This window comes from Bradyrhizobium sp. SRS-191 (assembly GCF_024586915.1).
Classification (GTDB): domain Bacteria; phylum Pseudomonadota; class Alphaproteobacteria; order Rhizobiales; family Xanthobacteraceae; genus Bradyrhizobium.
The window spans coordinates 99925-118905 of record NZ_JANBVS010000009.1; the positions used below are offsets into that span (position 1 = coordinate 99925).

Consider the following 18981-nt stretch of genomic DNA (forward strand, 5'->3'; position numbering starts at 1 on the left):
GGCGCGCCGCTCCTGCTCACGCGACGGCCAGTTCGGGCTGCGGCCGTTCGAGAGGCGCTGGCCGGCGCGACAGCAGCCCGGGCACCAGCGCCTCCGCGGCCTCCGCCCCCGAGATCACCACGGCCTCGACGCCTGCGCCGGCATTGCCGCCGCCGGCGATGACGAGATTACGCAGCGGCGCCTTGGCGCCCTTCAGCCGGCCTGTGCGGGCCACGCCGTAGATCGAGCCGGCGCTGGCGAGGTCGTAGCGGGCATACGTCACCGGGCTGGCATCGGTGCGGTAGACGATGTGCTGCGACAGGCCGGGAATGATGGTTTCGGCGGCCGCGATCATCGCATCGCCGAGCTGCTGCTTGCGGGTTTCGTAGTCCTTCGAACGGCGCCAAGCCTTCCAGTCGTCACCGCCCTCTTCTCCCGAGAACCAGCTTTTGGCCTGGTCGTGCGAAACGAGGGTGATGATGGTCATCGTCGCATGCCCCTCCGGCGCCGCCGATGGATCGAGCTTGGACATGACCGCGAGGCCGATGCCCATCGGCGTGTCGAGATGGGTCGCGGGCGCGATGTCCGGGACGACATCCAGTCCGAGATGGACCGAGAAGCAGGAGTTGGCCGGCGCGATGGCGCGCTCGCGGAAGGTGGCCGGCAGATCGTCGGGCGTCAGGAGCTGGGTGAAGGTCCGCCCGAGATCGGCATTCGACACCACCGCCTGCGCGCGGACAATGCGGCCGTTGCCGAGCACGACGCCCGTGGCGCGGCCCTGCTCGACCAGGATGCGCGTGACCTTGGACTTCAGCTGCACCTCGCCGCCCCGGGCGGTGATCGCCTCCGTCAGCACGTCCGCGAGGTGGCCGGAGCCGCCGACCGGATAGAAGCCGCCCTTGAAATAATAGCCGAAGATCGGGACCATCTGCGCGCAGCTGAGCTTATCGCTGCCGTCTCCGAGATAGCCCGCGAGCGCATTGAGCGTGGCGATCAGCTCGGGATCGGAGACATGGGCTGCGACCAGCTCGTCGAACGGGCGGTTCATCCAGCGGAAGGCCTGCGGATGCTTGCGCGGAAAGGCCAGCATCTCCTCGATCGATTCGGGCATGCCGGGGATGCCGCTGCGGCCGCGGCCGGTCGCATACATGCTCTCGAAGATGGCGTGGATGGTGTCGAACAGCCGGGTCAGGCCGTCTGCGCTGGCGGGAAACATGTCGCAGAGCTGACGGACATAGGCGCGCCAGTCCTCGGGCACGTCGATGCGGCGGCCGGCCAGACGGTAGGAGTGGGTGACACGCTTCCATTGAATGCGGTCCGCGACCCCGAGCCGGCGCAGCACGCTCTCGACCGGGCCGCCGGGCCAGACGCCGGAGAAATCATGCGGGCCGGCGTCGAAGCGATAGAGCACCGGCTTGTTGTCGTGATGCGCCTTGCGCAGATAGCTGTGGCAGAAGCCGCCGGGCACGACGTGATGATCGAACACCTTCACTTTCAGCCCGGCGTCGGCGAGCAGGGCTGCCGCGGTGAGACCGCCGATTCCGGCGCCGATCACCGCGACATCGCAATCCACGCCATCGGTGGCGGCGAAGGCCGGCGCCGGCCAATGAAACTCCTCGCGCGACTCCCGCATGCGCTGCAGAGCCTGGCGGATCGCGACACGCGGACCGAAAATCGAGATCAGCGCGCCGGCGACGACGATGGCCGTCGTGATCCAGGACGAGACGCCGGCCCAGCGGCACAGTCCGAGCACGATGAACAGGACGCCCCACAGCCCGGTCATCAGCATGTTGATCAGATGGAACTGCGGCGTCGCGGCGTTGTCGGCATAGCTGGCGCGGGAATAATCCGAGGTCCACGGCCTGCCGACAGAGAGGGAGGCGAAGCTGACCAGGCCGAGCGCCGCAAAGGACAGCCACAGCGCATTGGCCATCGTCCAGTTCGGCGCGACGTCGTTGGCGATCGCCAGCAGCACGAACAGCGCGAGGCCGCCGGCCTCGAGCAGCGCGAGCTCGCCGCGGGAGGCGCGCCAGAGATTGCCGGCGAGCGCGATCGCCAAGGCGGACCACACCGCCCAGGCCGGCTGGTTCCACGCGAGCAGCGCCCAGAAGACGACAAAGGGAAGCAGCGCTAGCTTCACCGTGAGGAACACTCTCATGACAGCCTCCGCATCGCGCCCACGGCGCCAATCTTTCCATCGTCAAGATATTGACGTAAGCTGGAACCGGCCGCGGGTCAACCATAATCTTTCCATCGTCAAGATTAGATTCGTCAACTACGGCGGGAAAAAAATGGTAAAATCATGCCGCGTATCGCACGGATGCCACAGCTGAGGGGTGTTTCATCCGGTTTCGCCCATCAGGCACGGCCAGACTGTGGCGCGGGGATCACTGAAACACGACAAACAAAGAAGAAATTCGCAATTTACGCAGCATTGGAGTCACACATCGCCGCAAAATGGCGACAATCTGCAGTCATCTGAGGCGAGGAGACGCTGAGGATTGCCGTTCGTGTACCGACCCCACCTGCCAGTATTGGTCTTTGCAGCAATCACCTGCCTGCCCGCCATGCAACCTCAACGCGCGCATGCCGAGTGGTGGAGCCGCTCCCCGTCCGATTTCGAGGAATGCGCTGACGCGGCCGAGAAGTCGGCCACCAAGGAAGAGAAGACCGCGGCGATGGCGCAGTGTAACGCCAAATTTGCCGGCAGGCGGAAGGTCGGCGGCGGCTACGTCTATTACGATTTCATGCAGGACCGCAGCTTCGACATCGCCGGGCCCAACCCGACGCCGGAAGAGCAGAAGTTCATCGACCAGCAATACACGCAATATCTCGAACGCCAACGGCACGCCAATATGAGCTCGGCGATGATGCCGCGGGCGCAGCCGCAGGGGCTGCAGTCACCGACGCTCAAGGAGATGACGGCGCGCGCCGCGATCGAGCCGCCGAAGCCGGCCATGCCGGCTCCGCCGCCGCTGCCGCGCCCGAGCAAGCCGCCGGCAGTCGCAGCGCAGCCCGGCCAGACGCCTCCGGCCGCCACGGCCGAGACGCGGGCGCGCATCAAGGCGGCGCAATGCGCCAAGGATGGCGGCCGCCGCGATTCCTTCTCGTGCAACTTTCCCGTCCTGTCCGAAAAACTCGACGAGCTGAAGCGGATGTTCACCGGCCCGAGCCAGACCGCGACGGCACCGGCCGCGAAGTCGCCGAAGCGGGCCGACGCCAAGAACTAGGCTGCACTGAGCTGCACTGACCCGGACGGCGTGCGCCGGCAAGGCCCGCGACGCCCGTTCATCCCGCCGTCATCCTGATGATGCCAGAACGTGCTGCGCCGAGCGGTGCAGCGCGGCGTCACTCGCATGTGCGGCTTGCGACTGCCCGCCGCTTGTCACGTCCTATGCGAGGCCATAGCTTTGTCCGCGTGGGGCGCAGGAGGCAGTCACATGGGTCTACTCGATATCCTCAACGGCATGCAGAACGGCCCGCACGGGCCCTCTCATCCGACCACCGATAAAAACGGCGGCATGTCGCCGATGACGATGGCGATCCTCGCGCTGCTCGCGTGGAAAGCCGTCAAGCACTTCTCGCAAGGCAACCAGCAGCCGAACGCAGCGCCGACGCCGGTTCCGCCGCCGCAGCCGGCGCCACAGGGCGGACCGCTCGGCGGCGCGCTGGGCGGAGGTCTTGGTGGAGGTCTCGGCAACATCCTCGCCGGCGGCCTCGGCGGGCTGCTCGCAGGCGGCGCCGCCGGCAGCGTGCTGTCCGGCGGACTTGGTGATCTCCTCCGCCAGTTCCAGGACAAGGGCCATGGCGACACCGCCAATTCGTGGGTCAGCCCCGGCGAGAACAAGCCGATCTCTCCCGGCGATCTCGCCAATGCGCTGGGCGCCGACCAGCTCGATCAGCTCACCGCGCAAAGCGGCCTGTCGCGCGAGGAGCTGCTCAACGGCCTCAGCCAATATCTGCCGAAGGTGATCGATCAGCTGACGCCGGACGGCCGGGTGCCGACCGAGCACGAGCTGTCGGGTCGAATCTGAAGCCGGCCTTCAGGCAAGGATGATCGCATGATTTACATTTTGATCGTTGGCTTCGTTGCCGGCCTGCTGGCGCGGCTGCTGTCGCCGGGACCTAACAATCCGTCCGGCTTCATCCTGACCACCGTGCTCGGCATCGTCGGCGCTTTCCTCGCTACCGCTGTCGGACAGGCGATTGGCCATTATGGCCCCAACCAGGGCGCCGGCTTCATCACCGCGACGATCGGCGCGGTGGTCGTGCTGTTCATCTGGAACAGGCTGGTGGCCAGCGGCACCATCCGCGACTTCAATCGGTAGGTAACGCCGACATCAGTCATGACAGGCGCAGCAATCCCGAGTCCTTGTGGGGCCCTGGATTGCTTCGCTGCGCTCGCAATGACGCAGATGGAGAATCGAAGCACAACTCACACCGTCGCCGCAGAGACATTGCAGCACTGCGCACCTAGGACCGCCGCTCACCCCGGCTGACCCTCGGCTTTCACTGTCATTGCGAGCGCAGCGAAGCAATCCAGGGCCAAGTGAAAGGTCCGGATTGCGTCACCGCATGACCGAAGCGAGCGCGATCTCAGCCCAACAGATGCATGCCCGCATCCATGCGAACGACCTCGCCGGTCATCTGCCCCGATGCGGGGCTGGCGAGGAAGGCGACGAGCTGCGCGATGTCATCCGCCGATGAGGCCGTGCGCAGCGGCACCCGGGCCACCACGGCATCGCGCACCTGCTTGGCCCCGGCCTCGCCACGGCCCTTGGTGAACCAGGGCGTATCGATATAGCCGGGGCACACGGTGTTGACGCGAATCGCGGGCGCGAGCGCGCGCGACAGCGACAAGGTCATGGTGTTGAGCGCGCCCTTGCTCGCGGCATAGGCGATCGACGAGCCGACGCCGCTGATGCCGGCCACCGACGAGACGTTGACGACGGCCGAGGCGCGCATGGCTTCCTTGGCGGCGGCTTCGAGCAGCGGCCGCGCGGCGCGGATCATCTGGAACGGACCGATGGTGTTGACCGCGTAGATGCGCTGGAAGTCCTCGGCCGAGAGGCCGTCGAGCTGGTCGTGCGGCACGTGCTTGGTGGTGCCGGCATTGTTGACCAGCACATCCAGCCGGCCCCACGACGCGGCGGCCGCGACGATCGTCTTGCAGTCCTTGTCGCGCGACACGTCGCCCTGCACGACGATCACCTCGACGCCTTCCTTGCGGCAGAGGTCGGCGGTCTGCTCGGCCTCGCTCTTGCTGTTGGCGTAGTTGACGACGATGCGCATGCCGGCCTTGGCCAGCAGCAGCGCGGTCGCGGCTCCCAGGCCGGACGCCGAACCTGTGACGATCGCGCTCAGACCCTTGGTCGGCATTCCGGCTCTCCCTGTTGTCACCTCGCGATCTTCTTAGCCAAGTTCGCGCAGCCTGCAAATCGGGCGCGCGGCCGCCGCGCCAATCTCCGCAGCGCGGAAATCGTTGCGCCCCATGCGGCGGATGAACATGGCGTTGCGACGCCGGCGCTTGTCACCGCCCGCGCATACGCTCATCATGCCCGGCAAACATCCGGCGCGCCGCGCAGCCGCGGCGCGCGAGGCAGAACGATCAGGACGAGGAACGCCGTGGCGGACGCTGAGAACATCGTGGTTGCGACCGCGGAGAAGATCTTCGCCGATCTCGCCGACCCGCAGACCATCAATCACGACAAGGACGGGCGCTGGGCTGCGCCGCTGTGGCAGGCGCTGAGCGAGGCCGGGCTGCCGCTGGCCTGGGTCGCCGAGGAGCTCGGCGGCGCCGGCACCGATCTCGCCGACGGCTTTGCCGTGATCAATTCCGCCGGCCGCTTCGCATTGCCGGTCCCGCTCGCGGAAACGCTGCTGGCCGGCTGGCTGTTGCAGCAGGGCGGGATCGCCTCGCCCGAGGGTGCGATGACGATCGCGCCGGCGCGTCCAAAGGACAGGATCACCCTCAACGCCGACGGCACTCTGTCGGGCCGCGTACGCGGCGTGCCGTTTGCGAAGAGCGCCAGCCATATCGCGGTCGTCGCTGACGGCGGGGACGGCGTCTCGATCGCCTTGGTCGAGGCAGCCGGGCTGCGCATCGATGCGGGTCTGTCGCTCGCCAACGATCCCAGCGACACCGTCACCTTCGACAAGGTCGCGCCCGTCACGATCAAGCGCGCGCCGGCCGGCTTCGATCAGGACCGCCTGATGCTGATGGGAGGCGTCGTGCGCGGCCTGCAGATCGCGGGCGCGCTGGATCAGTTGCTCGAGATCAGCGTCCGCTATGCCGGCGAGCGCATCGCGTTCGAGAAGCCGATCGGCAAGTTTCAGGCGGTGCAGCACAATCTCGCAAAGCTCGCCGGCGAGAGCGCCGCGGCCAGCGCCGCCGCGACATCCGCGGCCGATGCGATCGCGCGCACGGACGTGTTCGACGACGCCATCTTTCTCGAGGCCGCGGCCGCCAAGATCCGCTGTGCTGAAGCCGCCGAAAAGGGGGCGGCGATCGCGCACCAGGTTCACGGCGCAATCGGCTTCACCACGGAGCACATCCTGCATCGCTTCGCATTGCGCGCGCTGGCCTGGCGCGATGATTTCGGCTCCGAAAGCCATTGGGCCGTGGCGCTCGGCCAGCGCGTCGCCGCCCGCGGCGCCGACGAGCTGTGGCCGCTGGTCGCCTCACGCTGAGACGGGAGAGGATTGCCGCATGACTGCCCTTCGTTTCGATCCGATCCGCCTGCCCGGGGAATGCGAGGAGTTGCGCAAGGAGGTGCGCGCATTCCTCGCCGAGGAGATTGCCGCCGGCACGTTCAATCCCTATCAGCCGCTGCGCGAGGATGCCGATGCGCGCGAGTTCTCGCGGCGCGTCGGCGAACGCGGCTGGATCGGCATGACCTGGCCGAAAAAATACGGCGGCCATGAGCGCACCTTCCTCGAGCGTTACGTCGTGACCGAGGAGATGCGCGTCGCCAACGCGCCCGTGCGGCGCTTCTTCGTCGCCGACCGCCAGAGCGGGCCGATCCTGCTGCGCTACGCGCCCGAGCACATCAAGATGGACATCCTGCCGCGCATCTGCCGCGGCGAGCTGTGCTTCGCGATCGGCATGAGCGAGCCGAACTCCGGCTCCGACCTGTTCGCCGCCAAGACGCGGGCGACCAAGACCGATGGCGGCTGGCTGATCAACGGCTCGAAGATCTGGACGACGTCGGCGCACATGGCCGACTACATGATTGCGATCTTCCGCACCTCGCCGTCGACCAAGGAGAACCGGCGCCATGGGCTGACGCAGTTCCTGGTGAACATGAAGTCGCCGGGGATCAAGGTGAATCCGATCGGCCAGATCACCGGCCAGAAGGAGTTCAACGAGGTCGTCTTCACCGACGCCTTCGTGCCGGACGATCATCAGCTCGGCGAGATCGACGGCGCCTGGAAGCAGGCGACCTCCGAGCTCGCCTATGAGCGCTCCGGACCGGAGCGCTTCCTGGAAACCTACTACGTGCTGACCGAGCTGGTGCGCGCCGTCGGCCCAGATCCCGATACGCGCAGCGCCGAGGGCATCGGACGGCTGGTGGCGCAGCTCCATGCGATGCGGCGCATGTCGGTGTCGGTCGCCGGCATGCTGCACGCCGGCAAGGAGCCGGTGGTCGAGGCCTCGATCGTCAAGGATGTCGGCACGGTGTGGGAGCAGCAGCTGCCGCATCGCGTGCGCGACCTCGCCGCCTTCGTCGAGGAGGACGCCGGCAATCGCGAGACGCTGGAGAACCAGCTGACCTTCGCCATCCGCACCGCGCCGAAGCTGACGATCCAGGGCGGCACGACGGAAGTGCTGCGCGGCATCATCGCGCGCGGGCTGGGGTTGCGGTGATTGAATGCTAACGCTGCTCGCTCGGTGCACCCTCTCCCCTTGTGGGAGAGGGTGGATCGCGTGAGCGAAGCGAACGCGAGACGGGTGAGGGGTCTCTCTCCGCCAGCCGTGCTCGCGGAGAGAGACCCCTCACCCGCCTCGCTTCGCTCGGCACCCTCTCCCACAAGGGGAGAGGGTGCATCGAGCCAGCCGAAGGTTTCCCGTTCATTGGAGATAACAATCATGGGCACAGCGTTCCCTGACATCGGCGTCGAGATTCATGGCCATATCGGCCTGATCGAGATCCGGCGGCCGCCGCTCAACTTCTTCGATATTTCGCTGATCAACCAGATCGCGGATGCGCTGGAAGGATTCGATCGCGACATCGAGATTCGCGCGTCCGTGCTCGCTGCGCAGGGCAAGGCGTTCTGCGCGGGCGCAAACTTCACCGATCCCGCACGCCAGGCGCAGGACGCGGCCGAGGCCAAAGGCGATCCCGCCGACAGCCTCGGGGCGATCAACCATCTCTATATGCAGGCGGTGCGGATCTTCCGTTGCAAGAAGCCTGTCGTCGCCGCCGTGCATGGCGCAGCCGTCGGCGGCGGACTGGGCCTTGCGGTGTCGGCCGATTTCCGCGTCACCTGCCCGGAGGCGCGCTTCTCGGCCAACTTCACCAAGCTCGGCTTCCATCCGGGCTTCGGACTGACGGTGACATTGCCGGAGCTGGTCGGCAAGAACAACGCCGAGCTGATGTTCTACACCAGCCGCCGCGTCACCGGCGAGGAGGCCTACAAAATGGGCCTCGCCAATGAATGCGTGCCGCAGGACCAGGTGCGCACGGCCGCGATGAAGCTCGCCGCCGAGATCGCCGAATGCTCGCCGCTCGGCCTGCTCTCGACCCGCGCCACGATGCGCGCCAACCTCGCCGACCGCGTCATGGCCGCCACCGAGCATGAGCTCGCGGAGCAGACACGGCTGCGCGCGACCGAGGATTTCAAGGAAGGCGTGAAGGCCACGGAAGAACGCCGCTTCGCCAACTTCAAGGGACGGTGAACGGATTGCGCGGTCTCACGACACACACTTCCCGGGCGGCTGCCCCTCACCCCAACCCTCTCCCCGTAAGGACGGGGAGAGGGAGCGCACCGGCCGCGCGGCTATGGCTCGCTTTGCGCTGGCAGCGATATGGCGATCATTGGGGCAACCTTGCGCGGCGCGGGCGCTGCAACCTCTCCCCGCCCTTTGCGGGGAGAGGTCGGATTGCATCGAAGATGCAATCCGGGCGAGGGGCATGGCACATACGCAGCCCACTAGCGGTCCATCGGACGGGCATCGCAAATCCACAGCGACGAAATCAACACGAACTCACAACTCACGTGACCGGTGTAAACGTCACACCCCCGATTTCGAAGCCGCCGCGCGACACGGCATAGCCGTGCGCCCGAGCGGCGTCCGTGACGCGCTCCACATCCGTCACACGAAAAGCCAAGCCGCTCATCAGCTCACGCTCGCCGGCTTCGATGCGTATCTCCGCGTTCGGCAGATTCAGCCGAACACCTTTGCCGTCAGTCGACGGCGCCACATCCAGAATTCGTCCCCAATGCGCTGCGAGCGATGCGGGATCGGGGCTCTGCAGCACGATTTCGGTCAGCGCACTCGTGACGTCGCCGCGGATTGCCCGCGTCCAGTCCGGCCCGGCCGGCGGATACGGCCCGAGCACGTCGTCGCTGCCGTCGGTGTGATTGAACTCGATGAACGCCGCGCGGCAGTCGCGCGGATGCAGTTGGACGCCGTGATAGGGCGGATGATCGATCACATTGGCGGTGCGCACGCCCATGGCATTGGCACGGGCGGCGCGGCCGTCGGGATCGTCGCAGGAGAAGATCGCCATGTAGCCGCCGCGGCCGGCCGACTTGTCGAGGAAGCGTCCCGCCGCGGTGCCTTCGCGGGTCGGCGCGATCACTTCGAGTAGAATCGGCCCGACCGGCAGCAGCGCATTCTCCAATCCGTATTTGCCGACATGCGGATCGCGGTAGCAGACCTCGAGCACCATGATCGCCGCGATGTCGGAGACGACGGGCTCGAGGCTGCGCGCGACGAGGCAGATCTGGCGCAGGTGGAGATAGGGCATGGCGATCCTCTTCGAAGTCCCACCTCGCGACGCAAGCCATCGGCCTTACCGTCGTCGTTGCGAGCGCAGCGACGTGTCCGCCGTAGCCTAAAAGGCGAAGGCGGAAGCAATCCAGAGCTCAGGCGATCACCCCGGATTGCTTCGCTGCGCTCGCAATGACGGAGAGCACGGAGCTAGCGCCCCTGAAACACCGGCGCGCGCTTCTCGACAAAGGCTCTCGCCGCCTCCTTGTGATCCTCGGTCTCGCTGCAGCGCGAGTGATGCATCGCCTCGGCGTCGAAGCAGGCTTCCAGAGTCATCGTCTCGGCATTGTTGATGTTGCGCTTGATGTAACCGAGCGTGACGCTCGGGCCCTGCGCCAACGACATCGCCAGCTCGCGCGCGGCGGCCTCGACTTCGGCATCGGGCACCACCCTCGTCACCATGCCCAGCGCCAGCGCCTCCTTCGCGCTCAGGATCGGCGAGGTCAGATAGAGCTCGCGCGCCTTGGCGCTGCCGAGCAACTGGGTGAGGAAATAGGTGCCGCCGAAATCACCGGACAATCCCACCTTGGCAAAGGCCGTCGTGATCTTGGCGGACTCGCCGGCAACGCGGAGATCGCAGGCGAGCGCGATCGAGAGGCCTGCGCCGGCCGCGGCGCCGTCGATCTGCGCCACCACGGGCTTCTGCATCTGGTGCAGCAGCCGCGACACCTCCATGCGCTCGCGCAACGTGGTCACCTTGGTCTCGAACGACGGCGCGGTCTTGACCTCCGCCATCGCCTTGACGTCGCCGCCGACGCAGAACGTGCCGCCCGCGCCCTTCAGCAGCACGGCGCGTACCTCCGGATCATTGGCCGCGCGCTGCGCCGCCTCGACCAGGCCCTTGGTCAAGTCGCTGTTGAGCGCGTTGCGCCGCTCCGGGCGGTTCATCGTGATGGTGAGCAGGCCGGAGTCGAGGTGCTGCAGGACGGTGGTGTTGGTGGTCATGGCCGGCGCTCCCATGTCGTTGTGAATGATGCTCCCGTCATTCCGGGGCGACGCGGCGGCGTCGAACCCGGACTCCCGGGATGAGGGACTCAGCTCGAGGTTCCGGGTTCAACGCTGCGCGTTGCCCCGGAACGACGGACGTTGTGGATGAGCCCGCATGGAATGTAGCAGCAACGGCTCTTTCGGCCGTCACTTCTTCACCAGCGGGCAGCGCGACAGCTCCAGGGACTGGAAGGCCTCGTTGCCGGGCACGGTCGCGAGCAGCTTGTAGTCGTCGGACTTGCCCTTGGATTCCGACGGCTTCTTGACCTCGAACAGATACATGTCGTGCACCATGCGGCCGTCCTCGCGGATGCGCCCGCCCTTGGCGAACATGTCGTTGATCGGGGTCGACCGCATCAGTTTCATGACGGCGTCCGGATCGGTGGTGCCCGCAGCCTTCACTGCCTTGAGATAGTGCGTCACCGACGAGTACACGCCGGCCTGCGCCGAGGTCGGCACGCGCTTGGTGCGCTCCATGAAGCGCTTGGTGAAGGCGCGGGTGTCGTCGTTGAGATCCCAGTAGAACGCTTCCGCCACCAGCAGCCCCTGCGCGGTGTCCAGCCCGACGCTGTCGATGTCGGAGACGAAGGCGAGCAGCGGCGACAGCTTCTGGCCGCCCTTGGCGACGCCGAATTCGGCCGCCTGCTTGATCGCGTTGATGGTGTCGCCGCCGGCATTGGCCAGCCCGATCACCTTGGCTTTGGACGCCTGGGCCTGCAGCAGGAAGGAGGAGAAGTCGGAGGTGTTGAGCGGATGGCGCACGCTGCCGAGCACCTTGCCGCCGGACTTCACCACGACCGCGCTGGTGTCCTTCTCCAGGTCCTGGCCGAATGCGTAGTCGGCGGTGAGGAAGAACCAGCTGTCGAGCCCCGATTTCACCGCCGCGAGCCCGGTGACATTGGCCTGCGCGAAGGTGTCGAACACGTAGTGCACGGTGTACGGGCCGCAGGCCTCGTTGGAGAGACGCACCGAGCCCGGACCGTTGAAGATGATGATCTTGTTGCGCGCCTTGGCGATCTCGCCGGCGGCCAGCGCCGTGGCGGAGGCCGCGACGTCCCAGATCATCTCGACGCCCTGGTTGTCGAGCATGTCGCGTGCGATGTTTGCGGCGAGATCGGCCTTGTTGAGATGATCGGCCGCGATCACCTCGATCTTGCGCCCGAGCACCTCGCCGCCGAAATCCTCCACCGCCATCTTCGCTGCGGCCTCGCTGCCGGGGCCGGTGATGTCGGCGTAGAGGCTCGACATGTCGAGGATGCCGCCGATCTTCAGCGGCGGCTTGCTCTGCGCATGCGCCACGCCGGCTGACAGCGTCAGCGCCGACGCCAGCATGACCAGTGACGCCGCGCCGCGAATGGATCCGCTCATCGATGTCCTCCCTGCCGGGCACGTCGCTACATGGCAACGGCCTCGTTGATAGTTCGCATCATGACGCACGCCCAGGCATGCGGCAAGCGCCTAACAAAGCAGTCGGATGCCGCTGTTTTCCGCTCAGTGGAACGTAAATTTCGTGCGATGATGCAGCATGGGGCGTGCACGCATCATCGACTGCAGACGAAGGCTCGCCGGCGCATTGCTGAGTGCAACGGTCGGCGCGGCGTCGACCACGATGGTCGTCGCCGCGTCGACCACTGTGGTCGTCGCGGCGACGCCGAGCCATGCCGCCCCTTGCGCGTTTGCGGAGCTCGGCGACGGGCATGTCAGCGACATCGTCGATGCGCGCAGCGTGCGCCTCAGCGACGGCCGGGAGATCCGGCTCGCCGGCATCGAGGTCCCGCCGCCGGAGCAGCGCGCGGCGGCGATGGACGCGCTCGGCGCGCTGTTGCGGGACCGCGACATCGTGCTGCGCGGCGACGATGATGCCCCCGACCGTTACGGCCGGCAGCGCGCGTTCGCCTTCATCGCCGGCGCCGACCAGCCGGCCCAAAACGAGTTGCTGCGGCAGGGCGCCGCCCTGCGCGGGATCGACGTTCAGGACCGCGACTGCTCCCTCAGCCTCGGGACGGCGGAGGCTGAGGCGCGCACGGCGCAGCGCGGGCTCTGGAAGATTGCGACCGTCATAAAAAACGCGGAAAGTCCAGACGATATTTTGGCTCGCGTAGGGCTATTTACGGTTGTCGAAGGGAAGGTGTTGTCCGTACGACAGACGGGGACAACAACTTATCTGAACTTCGCTCGTAGCTGGACACGGGGCTTCGCGGTGACTATTCCAAAGCGTATGGTGGCGGTATTGGAAGGTGCCGGCATCGAGACAAAATCACTTGCGAATCGGCGGGTTCAGGTGCGCGGTTGGGTCGAAGCGCATCAGGGCCCGAGACTGGAACTGAGCCAGATCACCCAGATCGAGATTTTGAGCGGCAACTGATCCGCGAAGGTACGTGAGTAGCGACGTGAACTTGTCTGTTCGAGCGCGCATGACGATGGTGGGCTGCTGTTCGCGGATCGCACCAGCTTTGCTGTGCGTCGGACTGGCGCTGGGCGGCTGCAGCGACATGGGCAAGCTGCAGCAGGCCACGGCGCCGATGCCGACGCCGCGACCGAAGCCCGCGATGGTTCAAACCACGCCGGCCAGCGATCGCGAGCATGAACGCATTCTCGCAACCTATGGCGGTGCCTATGAGGATCCCCAGCTCGAAGGGCTGATCAGCAAGATCGTCGACCGGCTCGTTGCGGCGTCCGATCGGCCGGATCAGGGCTACAAGGTCACGATCCTGAACTCCGGTGCGGTCAACGCGTTCGCGCTTCCGACCGGCCAGCTCTACGTGACCCGCGGCCTGATCGCACTTGCCAACGACACCTCGGAATTGTCCTCGGTGCTGAGCCACGAGATGGCGCATGTGCTGGCGCGGCATGCCGCGATTCGCGAGGACCAGGCGCGGCAGGCGGCGGTCGTCACCCGCGTCGTTTCCGACATGGGCAACGATCCGGACCTGACGGCGCTGGCGCTGGCCAAGACCAAGCTGACGATGGCGAGCTTTTCGCGCACCCAGGAGTTCGAAGCCGACGGCATCGGCGTCGGGATCTCGGCCAAGGCCAAGTTCGACCCCTACGGCGCGGCGCGTTTCCTGTCCTCGATGGAGCGCAATGCCGAGCTGAAGGCCGGCAAGGTCGCGATCGACCCGCGCGCACAGGACTTCCTGTCGTCGCATCCGGCGACGCCGGAGCGGGTGCAGAACGCAGCCGCGATCGCCAAGCAATATGTTTCTGCTGACTCCAAGGAGCACGATCGCGAGACCTATCTCGCCGCGGTCGACAACATCGTCTACGGCGAGGACCCGAGCGAGGGCTTCGTGCGCGGCCGGCGCTTCCTGCATCCGAAGCTTGGCTTCACCTTCCAGGCGCCTGAAAACTTCACGCTCGACAACACCGCCCAGGCCGTGATCGGCGTGCGCGAGGGCGGCGCCCAGGCGATGCGGTTCGACGTGGTGCGCGTGCCGGCGCAGCAGACGCTCGGCGACTATCTCAATTCCGGCTGGATGGAGAATGTCGACAAGTCGGCGACCGAGGAGCTGACGATCAACGGCTTCCCGGCGGCCTCGACCACCGCCACCGGCGATCCCTGGCAGTTCAAGGTCTATGCCCTGCGGGTCGGCAGCGACGTCTACCGGTTCATCTTCGCCTCGCGCCAGAAGACCACGGAGAGCGAGCGCAACGCCCGTGAGGCCGTCAACTCGTTCCGCCGTCTCAGCCTGGAAGAGATCCAGTCGGCACGGCCGCTGCGCATCAAGGTGATCACCGTGCAGCCCGGCGACACCGTCGAATCCCTTGCCCACCGCATGACCGGCGTCGACCGCCCGATCGAGCGTTTCCGCGTCCTCAACGGCCTCGACGCCCGCGCCCAGGTCAAGGTGCGCGACCGGGTGAAGATCGTGGTGGAGTGAGGCTCCTCGGAGCGCTCGCGATCAGGCGCCGCGTCCGACAACGAGATGCATGGCGTAGACCCCACCTCAAAGATGGTGTCGTCCCGGCCTCGAGCCGGGACCCATAGCCACGGTTTCCATTGCTGAGCACGCTGGAGCGGCAGCCGTGACAAACCACAATGCCCTGTGTTTATGGGTCCCGGCGTTCGCCGGGACGACAGCCGAGAGGTCGGAAGCGAGCCATGACCCTCGGTAACCGCGTCGGTTGCCGTCCGACAGCAGGAAACTCACTCTCCATGACAGGGCCCGAATCATAGGCCTTAACTTCAAAGGCGAAACGACGTCAGGTGCCGCGGCAATCGATTGGCGGCAAAACGGCTGTCTGCCAATATCGCGGCCATGGCCGTGCCCTGCCCGACGTCTCACCTGTTCCTGCTGTCTTTGTTCGATCGTGAGCAATGGTGCCCGGTGCTGCAGGCCCGGTTCGCGGTCACAGATCTTGATCAGCTGCGCGTCCTGCTCGGCGCAACCGACGAGACCGAGCTGGATCAGAAGATCTTCCATCTCGAGGATGCCGAGGCACTGAAGCTCTGCGAGGCGTTCGGGATCATCCTCGACTGGGCTGCCCTCGACTTCCCCGATCGCGAGTTCATCGTCGATCGCATCCAATCGATCCAGGAAGCTCCCTATCTGATCCACACCGGCTACGAGCTGCCACTGCTGCTCGACGGCCGCAAGAAGCTGGCGCGATTCGTCGAGGCTTATCCGCCCATGAGCTTTGAAGGCGAGGAGCGGTTCGACCGCTGGGTCGCGGCAGGCCGGCTGCACAAGGAGGTCGAGCTCGAGGCGTTCGGCGATGGGCAGATCGAGGCGGGCGGCCACCAGGGCACGAGGCACGTCTACTTCGCCGCCATCGGGGAGGAGTGGCGCATTCCCGCGATGAAGATGATCTGGCGGGCCGGCCGCTGGAACGAACATTTCGAACGGCTGGAAGGCATGCTGTTCGGCTATGAGGACTGGCAGAACAACTGGTGGATCGAGCGAGGACTGCGTGGCGGCGGCTTCGGCGGCATGCCGCACTGCTGTGCCGTCACGGATGAGGGGCTGTCCTGGATCAAGCAAGCGGGATACCGGGCGCTGCCTCCGATCGCCGAGCCGGAGCTCGTTCTCGACGACTATGATCCTGAGCGACCGCTCGACGAGCAGATGTCCCGGCTCGAACGGGCCGATGCGGAGGCGCTGGCGGTCTTCAGCGTCGATTGGCGCGCGTTCCAGCTCTGGGGCACGGAGGCAGGGCCACATCGCCTCCCCGCATCGCGCATTCCCGAACTGAACCAGCTGCTGCTCCGCCCGATCAAGGTCCAGGAGATGCAGGCCAAGCCCGAGGGCTGATATCGCCCCTCCCCGTATGGAGCTCAGTCCGGCCAGCCGGGCGGCGGTTGCCGTGCAGGCTGCATCCCTGGGAACAGAGGCTCCCGGCGCTCAATGCAAGCGATCATCCGCCCGAGACGCTCCAGCTCGCCGGGATCGCAATCCTGGCGAGGCCGGGCGATGACCTCGGTGAGGCGCTGGAGCAGGTCCTGCTCCTCGGAGCTGCCCGTGATCAGAAGTCGCGGATCCGGGACTGCCGATCCTTCCTCGTAGAGGAAAAGCTCACGGTGATGCAGTCCGGCGGCATCGGGCATGGCCGAGCGCTGCAGCCATAGCGCGATCAGCCGACCGTCGTCCGTCGCGAAACGTGCTTCGTAGGAGCCACCGTCGCGGAAGACATTCACGGAGATCAGTCTGGCCAGCGCATCCGACATGTATCGAGGCCTCGAGTGCGGCTTCGTCATGAACGGCCGCGACGTCCGCATTCAAGTTCGCGATCAGACCTGCGGGGGAGAAGGTGAAAGTCCGGATCTGGCGGCCGCGCCGGTGCCGCGCGCGATCAATCTCCTTCGGATCCAGATCAGCAGATCGACCGCAAGCAGGAGATACGAGAGCAGGACAAGGAGGGCCGACGCAAGTTCGAAGTCACCGAGCCCGGAAACATGGTCTTCATAGGTTCCGGCCTGGGTGAAGCATTCATATGGGGGGTGGCCGGCGGTGGCGAGCAACGACATGGCTGCCAGCAAGGCGAGCAGTGCAAGGGCCAGGGCCAACACGACACTTACGGTGCTGCGGACCAGCGCCACCGGAACGGCGGCGACGAGCAGCGCTACGCAGAGCTCGCTGAGAGGCGTCGGCTGGCCGAAAGAGATACCCTGCCCCGCACAAAGATCGTCGTAGGCCTGCGCCGCGATCGGCTGCGCATGATGATAGATCGAGAAGGCGCCCGCATAAGCAAGGAGGCTGGCGAACCGGCAGAGCCGACGCAGCGGCTGGATGGAATGCAGATTAGCCGGCATGACCTCAGGGCCTTGCAACAAAAAGCCCGACCTTGCGGCCGGGCTTTCGTAAGTGACTAATTCGAAAACGCTGTAACGGTCGATCAGGCAGCCTCATCAGCCACGGCGGTGTCGTCGCCGTCGATGTCGTCACCCTCCGCGTCGGCATCGCCCTCGGCGACCGCGTCGGCTTCGGTCTTGGCGCCGCGGCGCGGGCTCTTGGCGAGCTGCGTCTCGATCTCCTTGACGGCCTCGGTCTCGGTCGAGTGCTGCACGACCGCGATCTCGCGCGACAGACGGTCGAGCGCGGCTTCGTACAGCTGGCGTTCGCTGTAGGACTGCTCCGGCTGCGACTCCGAGCGGTAGAGATCGCGCACGACCTCGGCGATCGCGACGATGTCGCCCGAATTGATCTTCGCTTCGTACTCCTGGGCGCGGCGCGACCACATCGTACGCTTGACGCGAGCGCGGCCCTTCAGGGTCTCCAGCGCCTTCTTGACCAGCGCCGGCTCGGACAGCTTGCGCATGCCGACATTGGCGACCTTGGCGGTCGGCACGCGCAGCGTCATCTTGTCCTTGATGAAGTTGATGACGAACAGTTCGAGCTTGGCGCCCGCGATCTCCTGCTCCTCGATGGCCAGGATCTGGCCGACGCCGTGAGCGGGGTAGACGACGAATTCATTGGTCTTGAAGCCCTGGCGCTGGGTCGGCAATTTCTTCTCCTCGACGCGCGGCGCGGCCGCAGCGGGGGCAGCCGGCTTGGCGGCAACGGGGGGCTTGGCGGCAACAGGGGCAGCAGCAGGAACGGCCGTCTTGGTGGCCTTGGGCGCAGCGGCAGCCTTGGCCGGAGCGGCCTTGGCAACAGAGTCCTTTTCAAGAGTGGTTTTCGCGGCGGATGCTTTCGCGGCAGTCTTGGCAGTCTTTTCAGGCATTGCGCTTCTTTTGTTCTTGGTGGACTTGGCAGCCGAGGCCTTTGCGGCAGCCCGAATCTCCTTTACAGGAGCCCGGGCACGGCCCTTGGAAACGCTGCGGCTGGCCGCGGCGGCTTTTTTTGTACTCTTGGAAGCACTCTTTTTACGCGTTTTCTGTGACACAGCCTGCGCGCGGAACTGCCACGCCCCTGTTTGATGTTGCGGGAACCTAAAAGGGCGGCCACAAAAGTATACGCATGGCCGGGTTCGGCTCTGAGAATGTGCCATATATAGCACATTTCCCGCAAAAATCAATGATTTAGAGGCCTCAGGGGCGGTATTGTGACGGATCCGCGAAGTTAGGGTTAAGTGAAGCGTGCCAGAATCGAACACTTGTGCGGCGCTTCTCACTGCACCGCAACATCTGTCCTAGCCCGTTGTTTCCGCGTCGCGATTTCGATCGGCAGGCGATTTTGCGTCAAGCCGCCGGCGCTGCTTCAGCGCCGGTCGGATGGCCATCCCTCAGTCTCCGGCGCCGGCCTTCGACGAAAAATATTTCTCGAATTTCCCAGCCTCGCCGTCGTGCTCCTTGGCATCGGCCGGCGGATCCTTCTTCTGGGTGATGTTCGGCCATGACTTGGCGTATTCGGCGTTGACGCCGAGCCACTTCTCCAGCCCCGGCTCGGTGTCCGGCTTGATCGCGTCGGCCGGGCATTCGGGTTCGCACACGCCACAATCGATGCATTCGTCCGGATGAATGACGAGCATGTTGTCGCCCTCGTAGAAGCAGTCTACCGGGCAGACTTCAACGCAGTCGGTATATTTGCACTTGATGCAGTTTTCGGTGACGACGTAAGTCATCCAGCGCTCCGGAACGG

Annotated in this window: 18 protein-coding genes; 9 read left to right on the forward strand and 9 right to left on the reverse strand. The window is 65.9% G+C overall.

What is annotated here, in order from left to right:
- Positions 1-16: 16 nt before the first annotated feature.
- On the reverse strand, positions 17-2137 hold the full coding sequence (locus NLR35_RS17920; RefSeq protein WP_257167848.1) for an NAD(P)/FAD-dependent oxidoreductase: 2121 nt from the start codon (positions 2135-2137) through the stop codon (positions 17-19).
- A 409-nt stretch (positions 2138-2546) separates the two neighbouring features.
- Here NLR35_RS17920 and NLR35_RS17925 point away from each other — a divergent pair, with 409 nt between their 5' ends.
- The 3 genes from NLR35_RS17925 to NLR35_RS17935 all read left to right on the forward strand — a co-directional run bounded on the left by NLR35_RS17925 (position 2547) and on the right by NLR35_RS17935 (position 4307).
- Positions 2547-3209 carry a hypothetical protein gene (locus NLR35_RS17925; RefSeq protein WP_257167849.1) on the forward strand — a complete coding sequence of 221 codons (663 nt, stop codon included), beginning with the start codon at positions 2547-2549 and terminating at the stop codon, positions 3207-3209.
- A 210-nt stretch (positions 3210-3419) separates the two neighbouring features.
- Positions 3420-4013 carry a YidB family protein gene (locus NLR35_RS17930; protein WP_257167850.1) on the forward strand — a complete coding sequence of 198 codons (594 nt, stop codon included), beginning with the start codon at positions 3420-3422 and terminating at the stop codon, positions 4011-4013.
- 27 nt (positions 4014-4040) lie between these two features.
- Complete coding sequence (locus tag NLR35_RS17935; protein ID WP_006613680.1) at positions 4041-4307, forward strand: GlsB/YeaQ/YmgE family stress response membrane protein; 267 nt, start codon at positions 4041-4043, stop codon at positions 4305-4307.
- A 268-nt stretch (positions 4308-4575) separates the two neighbouring features.
- Here NLR35_RS17935 and NLR35_RS17940 read toward each other — a convergent pair whose 3' ends face one another.
- The gene (locus NLR35_RS17940; protein ID WP_257167851.1) at positions 4576-5358 is read right to left on the reverse strand and encodes an SDR family NAD(P)-dependent oxidoreductase; all 783 of its coding nucleotides are present in this window, start codon (positions 5356-5358) and stop codon (positions 4576-4578) included.
- Positions 5359-5604: 246 nt separating this feature from the next.
- On the opposite strand from NLR35_RS17940, the gene NLR35_RS17945 reads away from it, so the two are divergent.
- The 3 genes from NLR35_RS17945 (at position 5605) to NLR35_RS17955 (ending at position 8878) form a co-directional block, all read left to right on the forward strand.
- Positions 5605-6669: an acyl-CoA dehydrogenase family protein gene (locus NLR35_RS17945; RefSeq protein ID WP_257167852.1), complete on the forward strand. Its 1065-nt coding sequence runs from the start codon at positions 5605-5607 to the stop codon at positions 6667-6669.
- A gap of 19 nt (positions 6670-6688) precedes the next feature.
- Positions 6689-7846 carry an acyl-CoA dehydrogenase family protein gene (locus NLR35_RS17950; RefSeq protein WP_257167853.1) on the forward strand — a complete coding sequence of 386 codons (1158 nt, stop codon included), beginning with the start codon at positions 6689-6691 and terminating at the stop codon, positions 7844-7846.
- A 222-nt stretch (positions 7847-8068) separates the two neighbouring features.
- Positions 8069-8878, forward strand: coding sequence for an enoyl-CoA hydratase/isomerase family protein (locus NLR35_RS17955; RefSeq protein WP_257167854.1), 810 nt, complete (start codon positions 8069-8071; stop codon positions 8876-8878).
- 316 nt (positions 8879-9194) lie between these two features.
- On the opposite strand, the gene NLR35_RS17960 is transcribed toward NLR35_RS17955, so the two are convergent.
- From NLR35_RS17960 to NLR35_RS17970, 3 genes are all read right to left on the reverse strand, one after another.
- Complete coding sequence (locus NLR35_RS17960; protein WP_257167855.1) at positions 9195-9953, reverse strand: hypothetical protein; 759 nt, start codon at positions 9951-9953, stop codon at positions 9195-9197.
- Between the two features lie 173 nt (positions 9954-10126).
- Complete coding sequence (locus NLR35_RS17965) at positions 10127-10921, reverse strand: enoyl-CoA hydratase (RefSeq protein ID WP_257167856.1); 795 nt, start codon at positions 10919-10921, stop codon at positions 10127-10129.
- 189 nt (positions 10922-11110) lie between these two features.
- Positions 11111-12295: an ABC transporter substrate-binding protein gene (locus tag NLR35_RS17970; protein WP_257168022.1), complete on the reverse strand. Its 1185-nt coding sequence runs from the start codon at positions 12293-12295 to the stop codon at positions 11111-11113.
- Between the two features lie 193 nt (positions 12296-12488).
- Between NLR35_RS17970 and NLR35_RS17975 the strand changes: the two genes are divergently transcribed.
- The 3 genes from NLR35_RS17975 (at position 12489) to NLR35_RS17985 (ending at position 16215) form a co-directional block, all read left to right on the forward strand.
- Positions 12489-13328, forward strand: a complete 840-nt coding sequence (locus NLR35_RS17975) for a thermonuclease family protein (RefSeq protein WP_374940828.1) — start codon at positions 12489-12491, stop codon at positions 13326-13328.
- A gap of 49 nt (positions 13329-13377) precedes the next feature.
- A complete protein-coding gene (locus tag NLR35_RS17980; protein WP_257167857.1) occupies positions 13378-14844 on the forward strand; it encodes a M48 family metalloprotease in 1467 nt (488 codons plus the stop codon).
- Positions 14845-15222: 378 nt separating this feature from the next.
- A complete protein-coding gene (locus tag NLR35_RS17985; protein ID WP_257167858.1) occupies positions 15223-16215 on the forward strand; it encodes a hypothetical protein in 993 nt (330 codons plus the stop codon).
- Between the two features lie 23 nt (positions 16216-16238).
- Here the strand turns inward: NLR35_RS17985 and NLR35_RS17990 are convergent, their stop codons facing one another.
- From NLR35_RS17990 to fdxA, 4 genes are all read right to left on the reverse strand, one after another.
- The gene (locus NLR35_RS17990; RefSeq protein ID WP_257167859.1) at positions 16239-16628 is read right to left on the reverse strand and encodes a hypothetical protein; all 390 of its coding nucleotides are present in this window, start codon (positions 16626-16628) and stop codon (positions 16239-16241) included.
- Between the two features lie 63 nt (positions 16629-16691).
- Entirely contained in the window at positions 16692-17213 is a 522-nt protein-coding gene (locus NLR35_RS17995; RefSeq protein ID WP_257167860.1) for a hypothetical protein, read from the reverse strand.
- An 83-nt stretch (positions 17214-17296) separates the two neighbouring features.
- Positions 17297-18124 carry a CarD family transcriptional regulator gene (locus tag NLR35_RS18000; RefSeq protein WP_257167861.1) on the reverse strand — a complete coding sequence of 276 codons (828 nt, stop codon included), beginning with the start codon at positions 18122-18124 and terminating at the stop codon, positions 17297-17299.
- A gap of 501 nt (positions 18125-18625) precedes the next feature.
- Positions 18626-18964 carry a ferredoxin FdxA gene (fdxA, locus tag NLR35_RS18005; protein ID WP_006613667.1) on the reverse strand — a complete coding sequence of 113 codons (339 nt, stop codon included), beginning with the start codon at positions 18962-18964 and terminating at the stop codon, positions 18626-18628.
- Positions 18965-18981: the final 17 nt, after the last annotated feature.